The 17,462-nt window shown below is 70.2% G+C and carries 12 protein-coding genes; 4 read left to right on the top strand and 8 right to left on the bottom strand.

Annotation, left to right across the window (positions count from 1 at the left end):
- Positions 1–84: 84 nt before the first annotated feature.
- The 6 genes from IFT89_RS07105 to IFT89_RS07080 all read right to left on the bottom strand — a co-directional run bounded on the left by IFT89_RS07105 (position 85) and on the right by IFT89_RS07080 (position 10,941).
- Positions 85–2,913 carry a family 78 glycoside hydrolase catalytic domain gene (locus tag IFT89_RS07105; RefSeq protein ID WP_202938588.1) on the bottom strand — a complete coding sequence of 943 codons (2,829 nt, stop codon included), beginning with the start codon at positions 2,911–2,913 and terminating at the stop codon, positions 85–87.
- Positions 2,910–5,387 carry a beta-glucosidase family protein gene (locus IFT89_RS07100; protein WP_202938587.1) on the bottom strand — a complete coding sequence of 826 codons (2,478 nt, stop codon included), beginning with the start codon at positions 5,385–5,387 and terminating at the stop codon, positions 2,910–2,912. Before IFT89_RS07100 ends, IFT89_RS07105 begins: the two co-directional genes overlap by 4 nt.
- A 228-nt stretch (positions 5,388–5,615) precedes the next feature.
- On the bottom strand, positions 5,616–6,467 hold the full coding sequence (locus tag IFT89_RS07095; RefSeq protein WP_064295413.1) for an ATP-binding cassette domain-containing protein: 852 nt from the start codon (positions 6,465–6,467) through the stop codon (positions 5,616–5,618).
- A complete protein-coding gene (locus tag IFT89_RS07090; RefSeq protein ID WP_137242779.1) occupies positions 6,464–8,323 on the bottom strand; it encodes a dipeptide/oligopeptide/nickel ABC transporter permease/ATP-binding protein in 1,860 nt (619 codons plus the stop codon). Before IFT89_RS07090 ends, IFT89_RS07095 begins: the two co-directional genes overlap by 4 nt.
- Positions 8,320–9,261 carry an ABC transporter permease gene (locus IFT89_RS07085; RefSeq protein ID WP_085511322.1) on the bottom strand — a complete coding sequence of 314 codons (942 nt, stop codon included), beginning with the start codon at positions 9,259–9,261 and terminating at the stop codon, positions 8,320–8,322. Before IFT89_RS07085 ends, IFT89_RS07090 begins: the two co-directional genes overlap by 4 nt.
- Before the next feature lie 159 nt (positions 9,262–9,420).
- On the bottom strand, positions 9,421–10,941 hold the full coding sequence (locus IFT89_RS07080) for an ABC transporter substrate-binding protein (RefSeq protein ID WP_085511321.1): 1,521 nt from the start codon (positions 10,939–10,941) through the stop codon (positions 9,421–9,423).
- A 247-nt stretch (positions 10,942–11,188) separates the two neighbouring features.
- Between IFT89_RS07080 and IFT89_RS07075 the strand changes: the two genes are divergently transcribed.
- A complete protein-coding gene (locus tag IFT89_RS07075; protein ID WP_228501437.1) occupies positions 11,189–11,749 on the top strand; it encodes a TetR/AcrR family transcriptional regulator in 561 nt (186 codons plus the stop codon).
- 96 nt (positions 11,750–11,845) lie between these two features.
- On the opposite strand, the gene IFT89_RS07070 is transcribed toward IFT89_RS07075, so the two are convergent.
- Complete coding sequence (locus IFT89_RS07070) at positions 11,846–12,976, bottom strand: VanZ family protein (RefSeq protein WP_202938586.1); 1,131 nt, start codon at positions 12,974–12,976, stop codon at positions 11,846–11,848.
- A gap of 117 nt (positions 12,977–13,093) precedes the next feature.
- Between IFT89_RS07070 and IFT89_RS07065 the strand changes: the two genes are divergently transcribed.
- The gene (locus tag IFT89_RS07065; RefSeq protein ID WP_202938585.1) at positions 13,094–13,693 is read left to right on the top strand and encodes an NAD(P)H-dependent oxidoreductase; all 600 of its coding nucleotides are present in this window, start codon (positions 13,094–13,096) and stop codon (positions 13,691–13,693) included.
- A 172-nt stretch (positions 13,694–13,865) separates the two neighbouring features.
- Here the strand turns inward: IFT89_RS07065 and IFT89_RS07060 are convergent, their stop codons facing one another.
- Positions 13,866–14,603: a FadR/GntR family transcriptional regulator gene (locus IFT89_RS07060; protein WP_064295407.1), complete on the bottom strand. Its 738-nt coding sequence runs from the start codon at positions 14,601–14,603 to the stop codon at positions 13,866–13,868.
- A 164-nt stretch (positions 14,604–14,767) separates the two neighbouring features.
- Between IFT89_RS07060 and IFT89_RS07055 the strand changes: the two genes are divergently transcribed.
- Together IFT89_RS07055 and IFT89_RS07050 are read left to right on the top strand one after the other, a co-directional pair.
- Positions 14,768–16,147, top strand: coding sequence for an MFS transporter (locus IFT89_RS07055; protein ID WP_240043985.1), 1,380 nt, complete (start codon positions 14,768–14,770; stop codon positions 16,145–16,147).
- The coding region (locus IFT89_RS07050; RefSeq protein ID WP_202938584.1) for a dihydroxyacetone kinase family protein at positions 16,144–17,462 on the top strand (1,319 nt) is incomplete at its 3' end. The genes IFT89_RS07055 and IFT89_RS07050, both read left to right, overlap by 4 nt.

The raw sequence follows: 17,462 nt of genomic DNA, 5'->3' as shown, positions 1-17,462 counted from the left end.
TCCTGTGATCAGCCGAGCGGGTCGGCGGCGGGTGCTAGTGGTGCAGGCGGTGCGAGTGTTGCACGTGGAACAGTCGAGCGGGGGTTATCGCGCAACTCCTGGTGCCGGAGTGGCTGCGGCCAGCGCCGCGTCCACCTCGTCGAGCATCGACGGCGGCGTGAACATGAGGAGCTGACGGACGGTCCGACCCCGACTCCACTGGGTGCCGCGGCGGATGTCGTCGGCTTTGGCCTGATCGTGGGCACCCACCGAGCTGAGGAGGGCGTCGTACGCGGCAGGTCGGTCGATGATCTCGGAGAGCGGCGAGTCGAGGCCGAGCGTGATGTCGTCATCGGCACTCGAGCCGGCGTCCGTGACCTCGATCGTCCAGTCGTGGCGACCGGACCCGACGGTCTCCTCGGGGGCACCCGGCAACGCGACCGTCGCCGTCGTGTTCGGCGGCACGACCGCCGACACCCGGAGGGACGACCCTTCGCGTCGCCACGCCACCGATGCCTCGCCGTAGGGGGTGAGGTGTCGGGCCTCGGCGTGGTCGAGTCCGTCGATCGGCCGCGGTGCGATCCGGAGTTCGCGGTAGCCGGGAGCCGCGGGAGCGAGGCCGGCCACGGTGCGGTGCAGCCAGTCGGCGACGGCGCCGAGCGCGTAGTGGTTGAACGAGGTCATCTCACCCGGGTTGACCGAGCCGTCCTCGAGCAGGCTGTCCCAGCGCTCCCAGATCGTGGTCGCGCCCTTGGTGACGGGCGAGAGCCAGGACGGGTTCTCGGTCTGGAGCATGAGGCGGCCGGCCGCGCGGAGGTGTCCGCCGTCGGCGAGCGCGTCGGTGATGAGCGGCGTCCCCACGAAACCGGTACCGATGCGGTAGCCGTCGGCGCGGACGAGGTCGGCGAGGCGGTCCGCGAGGCGCTGCCGCACGGCGGGATCGTCGACGAGGTCGAACCGCAGGGCGAGGGCGTACGCGGTCGGCGCGTCGGACATCATCCGGCCGGCGGGCGTCACGTACTCGGCACTGAAGGCCGCCCGACTCCGCTCGGCCAGGTCGCCGTACCGCTCGGCGTCCGCCGTCTCCCCGAGGAGCCCGGCGGTGTCGGCGAGGATCCGGAGGGATCGCGCGTGATAGGCGCTCGCGACGATGTCCGAGTCCACCCTGGCCTTGGCCGGCTGGTCCGGCGGCGCGCTCGGGTCGAGCCAGTCGCCGAGCTGGAAGGTGTTCGACCAGAGACCGTCGGTGCTCACCCGGAGGACGGCCTCCACCCAGGAACGCATCGACGGGTACTGCTCGCGCAGGATCCCGAGGTCGCCGTAGCGCTCGTGGAGCACCCACGGCACGACGGTCGCGGCATCGCCCCAGGCCGCGGTCGGACCGCCGCCGGCGAAGCCGGACAGTGCGGCCGGGACCACCATGGGGACGACACCGTCCTGGTGTCCCTGCTCGAGCGCGAGGTCGCGCAGCCAGGAGTCGAGGAAGGCGGAGCTGTCGTAGAGGAAGCTCGCGGTCGGAGCGAAGACCTGCAGGTCACCCGTCCAGCCGAGCCGTTCGTCGCGCTGCGGGCAGTCGGTCGGGATGCTCAGGAAGTTGCCGCGCATGCCCCAGACGACGTTCTCGTGAAGGCGGTCGAGCAGCTCGTGCGAGGAGGAGAACCAACCCGTGCGCGTGAGGTCGCTGTGGAGGACGACGGCGGTGACCGACGCCGGGTCGAACGCGCCCGGCCAGCCGTCGATCTGCGCGTAGCGGAAGCCGTGGAAGGTGAAGCGGGGCTCGATCGTCTGCTCGCCGTCTCCCGAGAGCGTGACGTGGTCGGTGGCCGCGGCGTTGCGGAGGGGACGCAGGGCGAGTTCGCCCTCGTCGAGGACCTCGGCGTGCCGGAGCGTGAGCGTCGTGCCCCGCGGGCCGGCGACGGTGAGCCGGAGGCGGCCGACGAGGTTCTGGCCGAAGTCGAGGATGGTCGCGCCGGACGGCGAGGTGAGCACCTCCGCCACCGCGCGCTCCTCGATGCGACGGACAGGCGCGGCGATGCGGGCCTCCGGCACCGGGTGCGCAGCGTCGTCGACGAGGGCAGGGGCCCAGGTGGACGCGTCGAACGCCGTCGTCGACCAGCCGGGTTCGGCCAGGGTGGTGTCGATCGCCTCGCCGGCGTAGATGCCGCTGTCGACGAGCTCGGCACCGTCGGCCGCCGACCAGCTCGCATCGGTGACGAGCGTCTCCGTCGTCCCGTCGAGGTAGTCGAGCTGCAGCTGGGCGGCGAAGCGTGGCTGGTCGCCGTAGATCCGCTCGGCGAACTGGAAGAACCCGTAGCGCTCGGTGTACCAGGCGCCGGCGACGGTCGCGGCGAGGACGTTCTCGCCCGGCTCGACGAGCGCGGTGACGTCGACGGTCTCGTGCACGAGGCGGTCGCCGTAGGCGGTCCAACCGGGGGAGAGGACGTCCTCCGAGGCGGGCAGCCCGTTCAGCTGCGGTTCGGCGGCACCGAGCGCGGTCCAGAACAGCCGGGCGCGACGGACGGGCCCGCCGACCGTGAAGGTGCGGCGCACCCGGATCGGCTGCGCCGGACGTTCGGGCGCCGCGAGACCGATGAAGCGGGCGGTCCAGGCTCCGTCGGCGAGGAACGCGGCCTCGACGACGGTCGGCTCGCTCCAGGGTGTCTCCTCACCCGCGGTCGACGCGGCACGGACCTCGACGGTGCGCACCTCGTCCGGCGCGAGCGGGGTGAACGGCCAGGAGACGAGGACGGAGTCGCGGCCCTCGACACGCGCCGTGACACCACTGCCGTCCCGGAGCTCGGCCCAGGCCTGCACCCAGTCGGAGCCACCGGTCTCGACGGTCCAGCTCAGCCGAGGCGTCGGCGTCGCGACCGCGGGGCTGTCGTCACGGGTCTCCGCCCGCAGCCGACCGATCCGCGCCACGTGCGCGGTCATCGGGAAGTCCCTGCCGCGATGGTGACGACGTGTTCGTGAACCAGGTCGACGACGGACGATCCGATCCGGAGGGTGACGTCGCCTGGCTCGACCTGCCAGCCGTCCACCCAGTGGGCGAAGACCCGGGCCGGCAGCGCGACCTCCCAGGCGACCGATTCGCCGGCGCCCGCGCGGACGACGGCCGATCCGACGAGCCAGCGCACGGGGCGGTCGACCGAGGAGTCCGGTCGCTCCGCGTACACCTGCACGACGTGCTTGCCGGCGCGGTCGCCGGTGTTCGTCGCGGTCCCGGCGACGCGGGCATCACCGGAAGCGACGTCGCCCGAGACCTCGCCACCGTCGATGGACCAGCTCGTGTACCCGAGCCCGTGGCCGAACCAGTAGGCGGGCGTGGCACCTGAGCGGAGCCACGCGCGGTAGCCGATGTGGATGCCCTCTTCGTAGCGGAGCACGCCGTCCACCGGGGTGACGTCGAGCACCGGGACGTCGTCGAGCGCCGCAGCCCAGGTGGTGCTCAGACGACCACCGGGTTCGGCGACACCGAGGAGCACGTCGGCCAGGGCGTTGCCCATCTCCTGTCCGCCGAACCAGCCGAGGAGCACGGCGGCGACCTCGTCGCTCCAGGGGAGCAGGACCGGGGCGCCGGAGTTGACGATCACGACGGTGCGCGGGTTCACGGCGGCGACGGCGCGGACGAGCTCGTCCTGACGGCCAGGGAGGGTGAGGTCGCTGCGGTCCCAGCCCTCCGATTCGACCTTCGAGTTCGTGCCGACGACCACGACGGCGACATCGGCCGCGCGGGCCGCCTCGACCGCCTGGGCGATGAGGGCGTCGGGGTCGGAGTCGTCGGGAGCGCGACCGACGGTGACGCTGATCGCGCCGAGACCGTTCTCGCTCGGGGAGAGGTCGAACTCCGCGCGGAGTTCGACGGCGACGTCGGCCTGGGCGGCGAACGCCCCGGTCGCCGACGGCGGGGCGAGCAGTGCCGCGCCGAGGTCGTTCCCGACGACCACGGGTTGCTCGTCGACGAGGAGGATGCCGTCGACGAAGAGCCGGCCGTGGAGCCCCGTGGCGAAGCCGAGCCGCAGCTGCTCGGTGGCCTCCGGCGTGTACGTGGTGGTGAGGACGAGCTGCGACGCCGTGGTGACCGGAGCGTCGCCGCCGAACCAGACGAGCGCGGTGGATCGGCGGTCCTCGGTGAAGAGTTCCACACCGTCGGCGTCGAGGAACGTGGCGACGAGACCGGGGTCACCCGTGCGCGGATTGGTGAGGCGCTCAAGCGGGAGTTCGGCGACGCCCTCCTGCACGATCGCGCCGACGGCGTAGTCGATCGTCGCCTCGGGGAGCGCGAGTCGGAGTCCCTCCAGCGGGCTGACGGTGTGCTCGGGGAGGACCGTCGCGCTGCCACCGCCCTGGGTGCGCGAGTCGCGGGCGTTGTGCCCGATGACGGCGACGCGGGTGAGCGCGGCGGCGTCGAGGGGGAGCGTGCCGTCGTTGTCGAGCAGCACGACGCCCTCGGTCTCGGCCTCGCGGGAGAAGGCGACCCCGTCGACCGGGGCCGGCGCCAGCGCTTCCTCGCCGAGGGCACCGACACGGACCGCGAGGGCGAGGAGTCGGGCGACCTTGCGGTCGACGTCGGCTTCGGCGACGCGGCCGTCGCGGACGGCCTCGACGAGGGCCGCGCTCCATGCGGGAGCGGGGCCGGGCATGGCGAGGTCCTGCGACGCCGGTGCCGAGCCGAGGCTGCGGACGCCGGTCCAGTCGCTGACGACGACGCCGTCGAAGCCCCACTCCGAGTTGAGCGGCGTCTCCAGGAGGTCGTTCTCGCTCATCGTGACGCCGTCGACGGAGTTGTAGGCGCTCATGATCGCCCAGGTGCCGGCCTCGGTCACCGTGCGCTCGAACGGCGCGAGGTAGAGCTCGCGGAGGGCGCGCTCGCTCGCGTGCACGTCGACCGTGAAGCGGTCGGTCTCGGAGTCGTTGGCGACGTAGTGCTTGGGGGTCGCGGCGACGCCGTTGTCCTGCAGGCCGCTGACGTAGGCGGCCGCGAGCGATCCGGTCAGCTCCGGGTCCTCACTGAACGCCTCGAAGTGCCGCCCGCCGAGCGGGGAACGGTGGAGGTTGATGGTCGGGCCGAGGACGACGTCGACGCCCTTGCGGCGGGCCTCGGCCGCGGCGACGGCGCCGTATCGGTAGGCGAGCGACGGATCCCACGATGACGCCAGCGCGGTCGCTGACGGGAGGTTGATCGACGGCGAGCGCTCGTCCCACAGCGGACCGCGGACGCCGGCCGGGCCGTCGGACAGGACCATGGCGCGGAGGCCGATCTTCTCGAGCGGGACCGTGGTCCAGAAGTCGGCACCGGAGACGAGCGCGACCTTCTCCTCGAGGTCGAGCCGGGCGACGAGGGCGTCGATCGCCGCGGTGTCGACGGGCTTCGTGACGGCGGCGTGCCGGGGAGTGGTGATGGTCATGCGATGTGGGTCCGTTCTGGGGTGGCCCTTCGACAAGCTCAGGGACCGGATGGTGGGTCTCAGGGACCGGATGTGGGTCTCAGGGACCGGTTGTGGGTCTCAGGGACCGATGTGGGTCTCGGGGACCGGATGTGGGCCCTTCGACAAGCTCAGGGACCGGATGGTGTGGGTGGTGCGCCCGGCCGGCCAGGTTCCTGGCCCCGGCCGACCGGGCGGTCGAAGCGACGGTCAGGCGGCGGACTCCGCCGCACGCTGCTCGTCGATGAGGCGGCGTCGCTCCACCCGGCGGTCCTCCTGGCGGTCCGGGTCGGGGATCGGTGCCGCCATGAACAGGCGCTGCGTGTAGGGATGCGCCGGGTGCGCCGTCACCTGGTCGCCGTCACCGGACTCGACGATCTCGCCGTGGTACATGACCGCCACGCGGTGGCTGATGTGCCGGACGACCGCGAGGTCGTGCGAGATGAACAGGTAGGCGACGCCCGTCTGTTCCTGGATGTCGATGAAGAGGTCGAGGACCCGCGCCTGCGTCGACAGGTCGAGGGCCGACACGGGCTCGTCGCACACGATGAGCTTCGGATCGAGGGCGAGCGCCCGGGCGATCGCGATGCGCTGCCGCTGGCCGCCCGAGAACTCCCGGGGGAGCCGTGAGGCCGCGCCGGTCGGCAGCTGCACCTGGTCGAGCAGGGATCCGACGCGCTTGCGGGCGTCGGCGCCGGAAACGCCGCGGACGGTGAGCGGCTCGGTGAGGATCTGCTCGATCGTGAGCGAGGGGTTGAGCGAGGAGTACGGGTCCTGGAACACGACCTGGATCTCCGAGCTCAGTGCCCGGCGCTCCTTGCGCTTCAGGTGCCCGATCTCCTGGTCGCGGTAGCGGATGCTGCCGCCGGTGACCGGGGCGAGGCCCAGCACGGCGCGACCGAGTGTGGTCTTGCCGGAGCCGGACTCGCCGACGAGGCCGACGGTCTCACCGGGCTTGATGTCGATCGACACCCCCTTGAGCGCCTTGAACGACTGGGCACGGAACCCCTTGCCCGGGTACTCGACTTCGAGGTCCTTCACCTCGAGCAGTGACGACGTCATCGGGTCTCTCCTGTCAGGTTCGTCGCGAGTGCCGGTCGGGCGGGACCCTCGTCGAGGATCGCGCCGAGCAGCGACTGCGTGTACGGGTGCTGTGCGTGGTTGAAGATCGAGCGCACCGGCCCGGTCTCCACGATGAGGCCGTTCTGCATGACCGAGACCCGGTCGCAGAGGTCGGCGACCACACCGAAGTTGTGCGTCACGAGGAGCATCGCCATGTGGCGCTCCGCTTGGAGGTCGCGCAGCAGGTCGAGGACCTCCGCCTGCACGGTCACGTCGAGGGCGGTGGTGGGCTCGTCGGCGATGATGATGTCCGGGTCCGTGGAGACGGCGCCGGCGATGAGCACGCGCTGCGCCATACCGCCCGAGACCTCGTGCGGGAACGCGGCGAAGGTGCGCTTGGGGTTCGGGATGCCGACCCGCTCGAGCAGGGCGAGCGCCTTGTCCGTCGCCTCCTTCTTGCTGAGGCCGAGGGTGACGCGCAGGGGTTCGACGAGCTGGCTGCCGATCGTGAACGCCGGGTCGAGGTTCGACATCGGCTCCTGCGGGATGTAGCCGATGCGCTTGCCGCGGATGGCCGTGTACTCGCGCTCCCCGAGGGTGTCGAGCCGGGTGCCCTCGTAGCGGATCGTGCCGTCCGTGACCCGCCCGCCGCGCGGCAGGAGCCCGAGGACACCCCACGCGGTCTGGGTCTTGCCCGAACCGGACTCGCCGATGAGGCCGTGGACCTCGCCCTTGCGGATGTCGAGGTCGACGCCGTGGACGACCTCGGTGACCCGGCCGCCCTCCTGGTCGTAGCCGACGCGGAGGTCGCGCACGCTGAGGACGAGCTCCTCGGCGCGAGCGGAGGCGCGGGCGTCGTCGTCGTGGCGGATGGGCGGGACGCCGACGATCTCGTCCTCGCTGATCCCGGAGGTGCTGATCGACTGGGTGACGATCGTGTTCGAGCCCGTCTTCGAGGTCGTGACGATCTTGCGACGGCGCCGACGGACGGACACGGTGCGCTCGAGCTCGTCGCGCATCGCGTTGGCGAGCAGGGTGAGCGCGATGCAGGTGAGCGCGATCGCGAGCGACGGCCACACCATGAGGATCGGTGCCTTGTAGATGTTCGTGAAGCCGTCGTTGAGCATCGACCCCCAGGTCGGCACCGACAGGTCGCCGAGACCGAGGAACTCGAGGCCGGACTGGATCGCGATGGCGATGCCCGCGATGATCGCCGACTGGATGATGATCGGTGCGCGGACGACGGAGAGGATGTGCTTGCCGATGATGCGCGGGTCGCTGAGGCCCGAGACCCGGGCGGCGTCGACGTAGAGTTCCGAGCGCACGGCCGTGACCGCCGCGTAGACGAGGCGGAAGTAGGAGGGCGAGAGCAGGATGCCGAAGATCGCCATCGAGATCCAGACCGACGGGCCGAGGACGGCGCGGGCGGCGAGGAGGACGACGATGCCGGGCAGCGCCATGATGAGGCCCGTGAACCAGGACGACACGGAGTCGAACCAGCCCTGGTAGTACCCGGCGATCAGTCCGGCGACGACCCCGATGACGATCGCGACGACGAGGGCGAGCAGCGCTGCGGCGACGCTGATCTGGGTGGCGGCGAGCAGCCGGGAGAACACGTCGCGCCCGGCGCTGTCCGCGCCGAGGAGGTGGTCGGCGCTCGGAGGCGCCAAGACCTGCTGCAGGGACGCGAGGTTCGGGTCCTGCGGGGCGATGAGCGGTCCGAGGATCGCGACGACCCCGATGAGCACGAGGAACACGAGGGACGCGGCGCCGATCGGGCGTTTGAGGAGCCGACGCAGGAGGTTGACGCGGACCTGCGGGGTCGGGACGGTGAGCGGGGTTTCGATGGCGGTCATGACAGTCGCACCTTCGGGTTGAGCGCAGCCTGCGCGAGGTCGATGAGCAGGTTGACGACGACGACGATGATGGCCGTCGCGATGACGACCCCCATGACGATGGGGATGTCGCCCTGGGTCGTGGCCTGCACGGCGAGCTGACCGATGCCCGGGAGGGCGAAGATCTGCTCGATGATGACGGCGCCGCCGAGGAGGCCGATGAACTGCACGGCGAGGACGGCGAGAGCCGGGCCGCCGGCGTTCCGCAGCACGTGCTTGTAGATGACGCGGCCCGTGCCGAGCCCGCGACTGCGGAGCGTCCGGACGTAGTCCTTCGACATCGCGTCGACGACGGAACCGCGCACCTGCTGCGAGACCGTCGCGATGGCGCCGATCGCGAGGGCGATGATCGGCAGCGTCACCGAGGCGACCCAGCCGGAGAAGGACGTGGTGATCGGGATGTATCCAGTTGCTTTGAACAAGCGCAGGTTGATCGCGAAGGTGATGACGAGCACGAGAGCGATGAGGAAGCTGGGGATCGCGAAGCCGATGACGGAGATGAACTGGACGACATTGTCGATCCATCCACCGCGACGGGCGGCGAGGACACCGAGGATGACGGACACGATCGCGGCGATGATGGTCGCGCCGAGCACGATCGAGAGGGTGACGGCGAGGCGGCCGGTGACGCCGGAGGAGACGAGCTGGCCGGTGAACCACGAGCGGCCGAGGTCGCCCTGGAAGGCGGAGGTGATCCAATCGAGGTACTGCACCGGAAGCGGGCGGTCGAGGCCGAGTTCGGCGGCCTTCTTCGCGACGGTCTCGGTGGTGGCGCTCTGGCCGAGGATCCGGCGGGCGATGTCGCCGCCGCCGAGGTAGAGGAGGGAGTACGCGATCACGGAGATCACGAAGATGAGGACGACGCCGGACACCAGGCGTCTGAGGATGAATCCGAGCATGGGTCACTCCAGGAAGTGGGTGAGTGAGGGGTGTTGGGGCCGGCCCGCCCGAGCGCTGGGCACTCGGGCGGGCCGGGGTCGAACCGACGTGCGGCCGGCCGGTCCCGGTCCCTGAGCCGGTCGACGGGCGAACCCCTCGACCGGCTCAGGATCAGCGGACTACTTCGGCTGGATGTCGTAGATGGACGGGTACGCGTTCGTCGGGATCATCTTGACGGTCGTGTTGGCGTCCGTTGCGAAGCTGCCCTGCACCCGGTAGAAGGGGGCGAACCAGGCCTGCTCGACGATGTAGGCGTTGAGTTCCTTGGCGACCTTGCCCTGCGTCGCCTCATCGCCGTACTGGATCTGCTTGATGTACTCGTCGACCTTCGGGTCGTCGTACTTGAAGGGGTTGAAGACGGCGTTCGGGGCGATCATGAACTGGATGAGCTGCCAGTCCGGGTTCTGCTCCAGCGCCATGAAGGAGACGGGGAACTTCGGGGCCAGGAGGTCGGCGATGAAGTTGTTGCCCGGGTCCGTGTACTCGGCGGTGATCCCGACGTCGGCCAGCTGCTGCGAGATCAGCGTGTAGGTAGTGGCGCCGAGCACCGTGGAGGACGGCATCGAGAGCGTCAGACCGTCGGCGTAGCCCGCCTCGGCGAGCAGCTCCTTGGCCTTCTCGGGGTCGTAGCCGTAACGGTCGTCGAGCGACTTGTCGTAGGCGGGGGAGTTCTCCGGGAAGACCTGACCCGTGACCGTGCCGTTGTCGTTCTGCAGTGCCTTGAGCAGGGCCGGGCGGTCGAACGCGTAGTTGATGGCCTGGCGGACGCGGACGTCGGCGATCGCCGGGTTCATCGTGCCGGCGCGGTCGAGGAGCAGCATGCCCTGGAAGTCGAGCTCGTTGGCGTTGACGGTCCAGCCGGCGCCCTCGACCTCAGCGAGGTTGTCGTTGTTGGCGAGCTTGATGCCGTTGACCTCGCCCGACTTGACGGCGTTGAGGCCGGCGGTCGCGTCCTGCAGGACGTTGATGGTCAGCTTGTCGTAGTGCTGCCAGTCCTTGTTCCAGTAGTCGGGGTTCGCGGTGTAGCTGTAGCTCGTGCCGGTGACGGTCGCGGCCGTGTCGAGCACGTACGGCCCGGAGCCGACCGGGTTGGTGGCGAGGTCGGGGCTGTCGAACGACTCGGCACTGGCGATCAGGCCGGGGTCGCGGGTGAGGTAGTTGAGCATGGCCGGGTCGGGTGCGCTCAGGGTGATGACGACGGTGGTGTCGTCGGGTGCCTCGACGGAGGCGACGCCCGCGAAGTAGCCGGCGTCGGGGGAGGTGCCGGTCTTGAAGCGCTCGAGGTTCTGCTTGACGACGTCGGCGGTGAGCTTCGACTTGTCGGTGAAGGTGACGTCGTCGCGGATCTTGAGCGTCAGGACGGTGTTGTCGTCGTTGTACTCGTAGGAGGTCGCGAGCGACGGGACGATCTCGCCGTCGGCGGTGGCGACGAGCAGGGTGTCGAAGACGGCCTGGTAGAAGGGCGAGCGGTTGCCCCACTCGGAGCCGGCCGGGTCGAACGTGGTGGGGGGAGTGATCGCACCCAGGATCAGGGTGCCACCGGAGCCGCTGTCAGAGCCGGAGGTGCTACCGGAGCATCCGGTGAGCACGAGTGCAGCAGCGGTGACCGCGACGGCTGCGGTCGTCTTCCATCGGAACATCTTTGTCCATTCGCTGTGAGCAATCCCTCATCGGATCGCTGGTGATTGAGGACGCTAGCATGAAACCCGAGTGGTCACTAGCTTTTTGTTTTCGGCCATGTCACAGTTGGATCACGACCAGGCCGCGGCGTTCGACGGGGAACGCGCTATCGTGAAGCCGTCCGAAGGGGGAGGTCGTCCGATGACATCGGTCAAGACCGGGAACAAGCCGCAGGGGAAGCCCCGCGGTGCATATGCGAAAACCGGCATGAAGCGCGTCGCGATCCTCGACGCCGCGCTCGCCGTCTTCGCCAACGGGGGATACCGCGCGGGTTCGCTTCGGGAGGTGGCCGCGCAGGTGGGGATGAGCGAGGCCGGACTCCTGCACCACTTCCCGAACAAGAGCGCGCTGCTCGCCGCCGTGCTCTCCCACCGCGACGACCTCTCGGCGACGCTCGTGCCGATGGACGGCGATGACCCGATCGAAACGCTCCGGGGGTTGGTCGCACTCGCCCGCTACAACGCTTCCGTGCCCGGCGTGGTCGCGCTCTACTGCACGCTCTCGGCGGAGGCGACGTCGCCCGACCACCCGGCGCACGACTACTTCGTCGAGCGCTACGAGGGCACGCGCGGGCGGCTCGAGCGCACCTTCGGGCTGCTCGTCTCCGCAGGACGGGTGCGGGCCGACTTCCCCACCACCAGCGCGGCCTTCATGACCCTCGCGCTCATGGACGGCCTGCAGGTGCAGTGGCTGCTCGCACCGGAGTCGGTCGACATGGCGGACGAGCTCCACGCCTTCCTGTCGGGGCTCCTCGGCTCCGAGCTCTAGGCGCGGAGCGGCCGGCGCGGCAGCAGGAGATCCGCCCGGTGGCAGGAGCCTCTGGGCGAGTGCGTCCTGCTCCGGCGCTGATCTCCTGCTGTCGCGCTACGGCGTGGTCGTGCGGGCGTCGCGCAGGTCCGCGCCGACGGAGGCGTACGAGACGCCGCGGCGGTGCCGGGTGAACGGTACGGAGACGACGGCCGTGGTGACGATGACGAAGCTGAGGATCCCGATGATCCCGACGATCGTCTGGGCGAGGCCGCTCGTGGCGTCGGGTATCTGCGCGGCGGTCGTCGTGGCGATGTACGGCAGGGCCACCACGGACCCGCGGTAGAGGCGGCGTGCCACCGAGCCGCGTCCGTCCGGCCACTGCGGAGCGAGCCAGACGAGACGTTGCCCGAGCGACGCACCGCTCCCGATGAACGCCGGCAGCACGATCACGAGGACGGCCGTGCCCGCACCGATGCTGAGCACCTCGGGCAGCGTCGGGTCGTTGGCGGTCCCGGTCGCACCCGTGAGCAGGACGCGTGGGACGACGAACACGAGCGACAGCACCGTGATCGAGAGGTTCACGGCGAACGCGTCGAGCACCATGCCGAACCAGCGTCGCCAGACGGTGATGGGTCGCGCCCGGTCGCGAGTGGCACGAAGGGCTCGCGCGCTCGGCATCCACCCGAGGACGATCGGAGCGATGAGTGCTCCGATCGCGGCACCGGCCGTGTTCGTGATCACGTCGTCGACGTCGGCCACCCGGTAGGCGCATTCGTACAAGCCCCAGATGCCCGTGTACTGCGTCGACTCGATCAGGAGGGAGACGAGCGCCCCGAGCAGAATGGAGACACCGAGCCCGCGGTTCCAGTACCGCCGCGCGATGGCGCCGAACGGGATGAACAGGATCACGTTCAGGACGACCTGGAGGAACGCGTGGCTCGTCAGGGTGCTCAGGACGGAGAGCCCGGCGGTCTCTCGTGCGATGTCCCCGATCGAGTGCCCGGGGATCAGCTCGAGCGCGCCGTGGGCCGTGCTGCAGTTCGCGCGCTCGTCCGGCAGCGGCAGCAGCGTGTACGCCACGAGGGCCACCGCGTAGACACTGACCGCCGCAGCACCGATCACCCGGGGGAGCGACATCTGGCCGTAGCGACGGAGCTGCACGAGCAGGATCGGACCGAGGACGGCGAAGAAGATCACCGTGCCGCCGACGAGTCCGACCCATGCCTGCCATGTCCATCCGCTCATTCCGACAACTGTAGGGCGCTCGCCCCGCCGTCGGCATCAGTCGGCGGACGGACCCAGGTCATCCTGCGGAGGGTGCCGAACGGCTGATCCCGCGTCCGATGCAGGCGATGATGGAGTGTGCCGACGCTCATCGTGACCACCCATCCCGACCCCGACTCCCTCACCCATCACCTCGCCCAGCGGCTCGCGCAGGAGCTGCGATCGACCGCCGGCTCGACCAGCGTCGAGGTCGCGGACCTGGCTGCGGAGGGCTTCGACCCGCGGTACACGCTCGCCGACCGTCACACCTACCGCGTCGGCGGTGACTTCACCCCGGACGTGGCCGCCGAGCAGGAGCGGCTCGACCGGGCCACCGACCTCGTGCTCGTCTTCCCGGTGTACTGGTGGTCGGCGCCCGCACTCCTCAAGGGTTGGTTCGACCGCGTGTTCGTCAACGGCTGGGCGTTCGGCCTCGACGCGGACGGCGGGATCGTCCGGAAGCTCGACCGCCTGCGCGTGCACCTCGTGCCGATCGCTGGTGACGACGCCGGGGTGTACGACCGCCACGGCTACGAGCAGGCGATGCGGACGCAGCTCGAACACGGCATCGTCGACTTCTGCGGCGCTCGCCGCGGCGTGACGACCTTCGTCCACGACTCGGAGGGCGAGGACGCCGATGCGCGGACGCGGGCGGTGGAGGCCGCGGTGGACGCGGTCGTCGAGGCGATCCGCGCCTGAGCGCCCTTCGACAAGCTCAGGGACCGGGACTCGGTCACTGACCCGAACCCCGGTCACTGAGTAGCCCCCTCCGGTCACTGAGCTTGTCGAAGTGCGGCCCCGGACGGGATCCAGTCTCTGACCCGAACCCCGGTCACTGAGCCGAACCCCGGTCACTGAGCCTGTCGAAGTGCTACGCCGTGAGGGTGCGGTTGAGGCGCTCGGTCGCGGTGTCCATGTGGTGCTGCATCGCTGCCGTGGCCGCGGCGGGGTCGCCCGACATGATCGCCTCGTAAACGGCCTCGTGCTCCTCGAAGGCGCGCTGTGCGTCGACGTCCTCGTGGATGCCGCGCTCCACCCAGATGCGGAGGAGCGAGCGGATGCTCTGCAGGAGGTCGGACAGCACGCGGTTCCCGGTGGCCGAGGCGAGCTCCAAGTGGAACTTGAGGTCGGCTTCGATGAACTTGGTGCGGTTGGCACCCGCCTCGCTCATCGCGGTGAGGTGGTTGCGCAGCCGGTTGCGTGCCATGTCGTCCATGCGCGTCGCGGCGAGGCCGGCGGCGAAGACCTCGAGCTGGCCGCGCACCTCGATGAGTTCGCGGGTCCGTGGTTCGCCGAGCATGAGGCCCCAGCTGAGCGTCTCGGGGAGGAGCTCGGAGACGCTGCCGCGGAGGTAGGTGCCGCTGCCCGGGCGGACGTCGACGACGCCGAGGATCTCGAGCGCCGCGAGTGCCTCGCGGACGGCTGAGCGCCCGATGCCGAGAGACGCGGCGAGCTGACGTTCCGGTGGGAGGCGGGTCCCCGGGGCGATCTCACCGCTCGTGAAATGGTCGAGCAGGCGCTTCGCGACGGCGGAGACGGCGGATCCCACGGCGACCGGTCCGAGGCTGGACGAGATGTCGTCGGTCGGCCGATCCGGGAACGCAGGCATGGGTTCACTGTATCGCGGCCCTTCGACAAGCTCAGGGAACGGGAGGGGTGCACGGGGGACCAGCGATGCTTGAATTGGTCAACCGGTTGATGTATCGTTCATTCCGGTCCGGCCCGGACCACGCCCTGCCCGCGGCATCGATGCCGCCCACCCGAGGAGTCATAGTGGACACCACCGCCCCCGCGGCCAATCCGGCTGTCGAGCGATCAGCCATCCGGAAGGTCTCGATCCGTCTCGTGCCGTTCGTGGCGCTGATGTTCTTCATCAACTACCTGGACCGTACCGCGATCGGCTTCGCCGCCCCCAACGGCATGAACGAGGACCTCGCGCTCTCCGCCGCCCAGTTCGGCTTCGCGTCCGGCGTGTTCTTCATCGGCTACATCCTGCTCGAGGTGCCCAGCAACCTCGCGCTCAACAAGTTCGGCGCCCGCCGCTGGCTCGCCCGCATCATGGTCACCTGGGGCATCGTCGCGGTCCTGTTCACCTGGGTCGCCAACTTCGAGCAGCTCGCGATCCTCCGCTTCGTGCTCGGTGTCGCCGAAGCCGGCTTCTTCCCGGGAGCGATCCTCTTCCTGAGCCTCTGGGTCCCGGCCAAGCACCGCAGCAAGATCCTCGCCCTCTTCTACCTGGCGCAGCCGCTCACCACCGTCATCGGCGCACCCCTCGCCGGGTGGCTCATCGGCCAGCACGGCGTGTTCTTCGGTCTCGAGGGCTGGCGCTTCATGTTCCTCGGCGTCGGGCTCCCGGCCATCCTCATCGGCGTCATCGCCTGGTTCTACCTGAAGGACCGCCCCGCGGACGCCAAGTGGCTCACCACCGAGGAGCAGGTCTGGCTCACGGCGGCGCTCGCGCACGAGAAGGCCACCACCGAGCAGAAGCAGGGCCACGTCAGCCTCAAGCACGCGTTCACGAGCGGTCGCGTCTGGATGCTCGCCTTCATCTACTTCGGCTTCATCTACGGCCTCTACGCACTCGGCTTCTTCCTCCCCACGATCATCGAGGGCTTCCAGGCCAGCTTCGGCGTCGAGTTCAACGTCATGCAGAAGGGCCTCATCACGGCGATCCCGTACGTGCCGGCCGCCATCGCCCTGTACTTCTGGTCTCGTGACGCGACGCGTCGTGGTCTCAAGACCTGGCACATCGTGATCCCCGCGATCGTCGGCGCCGTGAGCATCCCGCTCGCGCTCTTCGCCAACTCGCCCGCCCTCACCATCGCGATCATCGCGGTCACCGCCATGGCGATCTTCGCCGCGCTGCCGAACTTCTGGACGCTGCCCACGCAGTTCCTCACCGGTGCGGCAGCGGCTGCCGGCATCGCGCTCATCAACACGGTCGGCAACCTCGCCGGGTTCTCGGCGCCGTACATCACCGGTGCCGTCGCGGACCTCACCAAGGTCGGCGACACCCCGCAGTACGTCGTCCCGATGTTCATCGTCGGTGGCTTCATGATGATCTCCGCGACGCTCATGGTGATCCTCTCGAAGCAGCGGAGCTCTCGCGAGCTGCGCGTCTCGCACGACGACCTCACGGGTAAGACCCGATGACACGCCTCTTCAACGATCCGGCGGACTTCGCCGACGAGATGATCGACGGCTTCGTCGCCGCGAACCGCAACCAGGTCCGGCGCGTGACCGGTGGCGTCGTCCGGAGCACCCGGACGCCCGAGGGCACGGTCGCGCTCGTCATCGGCGGAGGCTCCGGCCACTACCCGGCGTTCGGCGGCATCGTCGGCCAGGGCCTCGCTCATGGCGCGGCGATGGGCAACCTGTTCGCGTCGCCGTCCGCCCACCAGGTCGAGTCGGTCGCGAAGGCGGCGCAGCGTGGCGGCGGCGTCCTCCTGAGCTACGGCAACTACGCGGGCGACGTGCTCCACTTCACCCAGGCGCAGGACGCGCTGAACGCGGCGGGCATCCCCACCCGCAGCGTCGCCGTCACCGACGACATCTCGAGCGCGCCCCTCGCCGAGAAGCACAAGCGTCGCGGTATCGCGGGCGACCTCACCGTCTTCAAGTCCGCTGCCGCCGCGGCCGAGGCGGGCTACGACCTCGACGAGGTCGTCCGCGTCGCCACCCACGCGAACGAGCGCACCCGATCCTTCGGCGTCGCGTTCAGTGGCTGCACCCTGCCGGGCGCGACCGAGCCGCTGTTCACCGTGCCCGAGGGTCGCATGGCGGTCGGCATGGGCATCCACGGCGAGCCCGGCATCGACGAGACCGACGTGCCGACGGCCGATGAACTCGCCACCCTGCTCGTCTCCTCGCTGCTCGCGGAACTGCCCGAGGGTGTCTCCGAAGCCACGGGCGCTCGCGTCGGCGTCATCCTCAACGGGCTCGGCTCCGTGAAGTACGAGGAACTGTTCGTCGTCTACCGTGCGGTCGCGGCGCAGCTCGAGGCCGCAGGGGTGGAGATCGTCGATCCCGAGGTCGGCGAGCTCGTCACGAGCTTCGACATGGCCGGCGTCTCGCTCACGCTCTTCTGGTTGGACGAGGAGCTCGAGGGCTTCTGGGCTGCCGGTGCCGACACCTCCGCCTACCGCAAGGGCGTCGTCGCAGCGGCCGAGCAGCTCGACCCCTCGGAGCTCGTCGCCGAGACGGCTGCCGAGATCCCCGAGTCCACCGACGCGTCCCGGGCCGCCGCCGCGGTCGTGGTCGAGGCCCTCGACGCGCTCGTCCAGGTCATCGACACGAACGTCGAGGAGCTCGGACGGATCGACGCCGTCGCGGGTGACGGCGACCACGGCATCGGCATGCAGCGCGGTGCTCGTGCCGCCGTCACCGCCGCGCACGCCGCCGCCGATGCCGGGGCCGGTGCCCACACCGTCCTGCACCTGGCCGGCGACGCCTGGGCGGACCGCGCTGG

It is taken from the genome of Plantibacter sp. CFBP 13570, assembly GCF_014841395.1.
GTDB classification, from domain to species: Bacteria; Actinomycetota; Actinomycetes; order Actinomycetales; family Microbacteriaceae; genus Plantibacter; species Plantibacter auratus.
The sequence above is the reverse complement of the archived record's forward strand: the minus strand, read 5'-3'. Positions and strand labels throughout refer to the sequence as shown.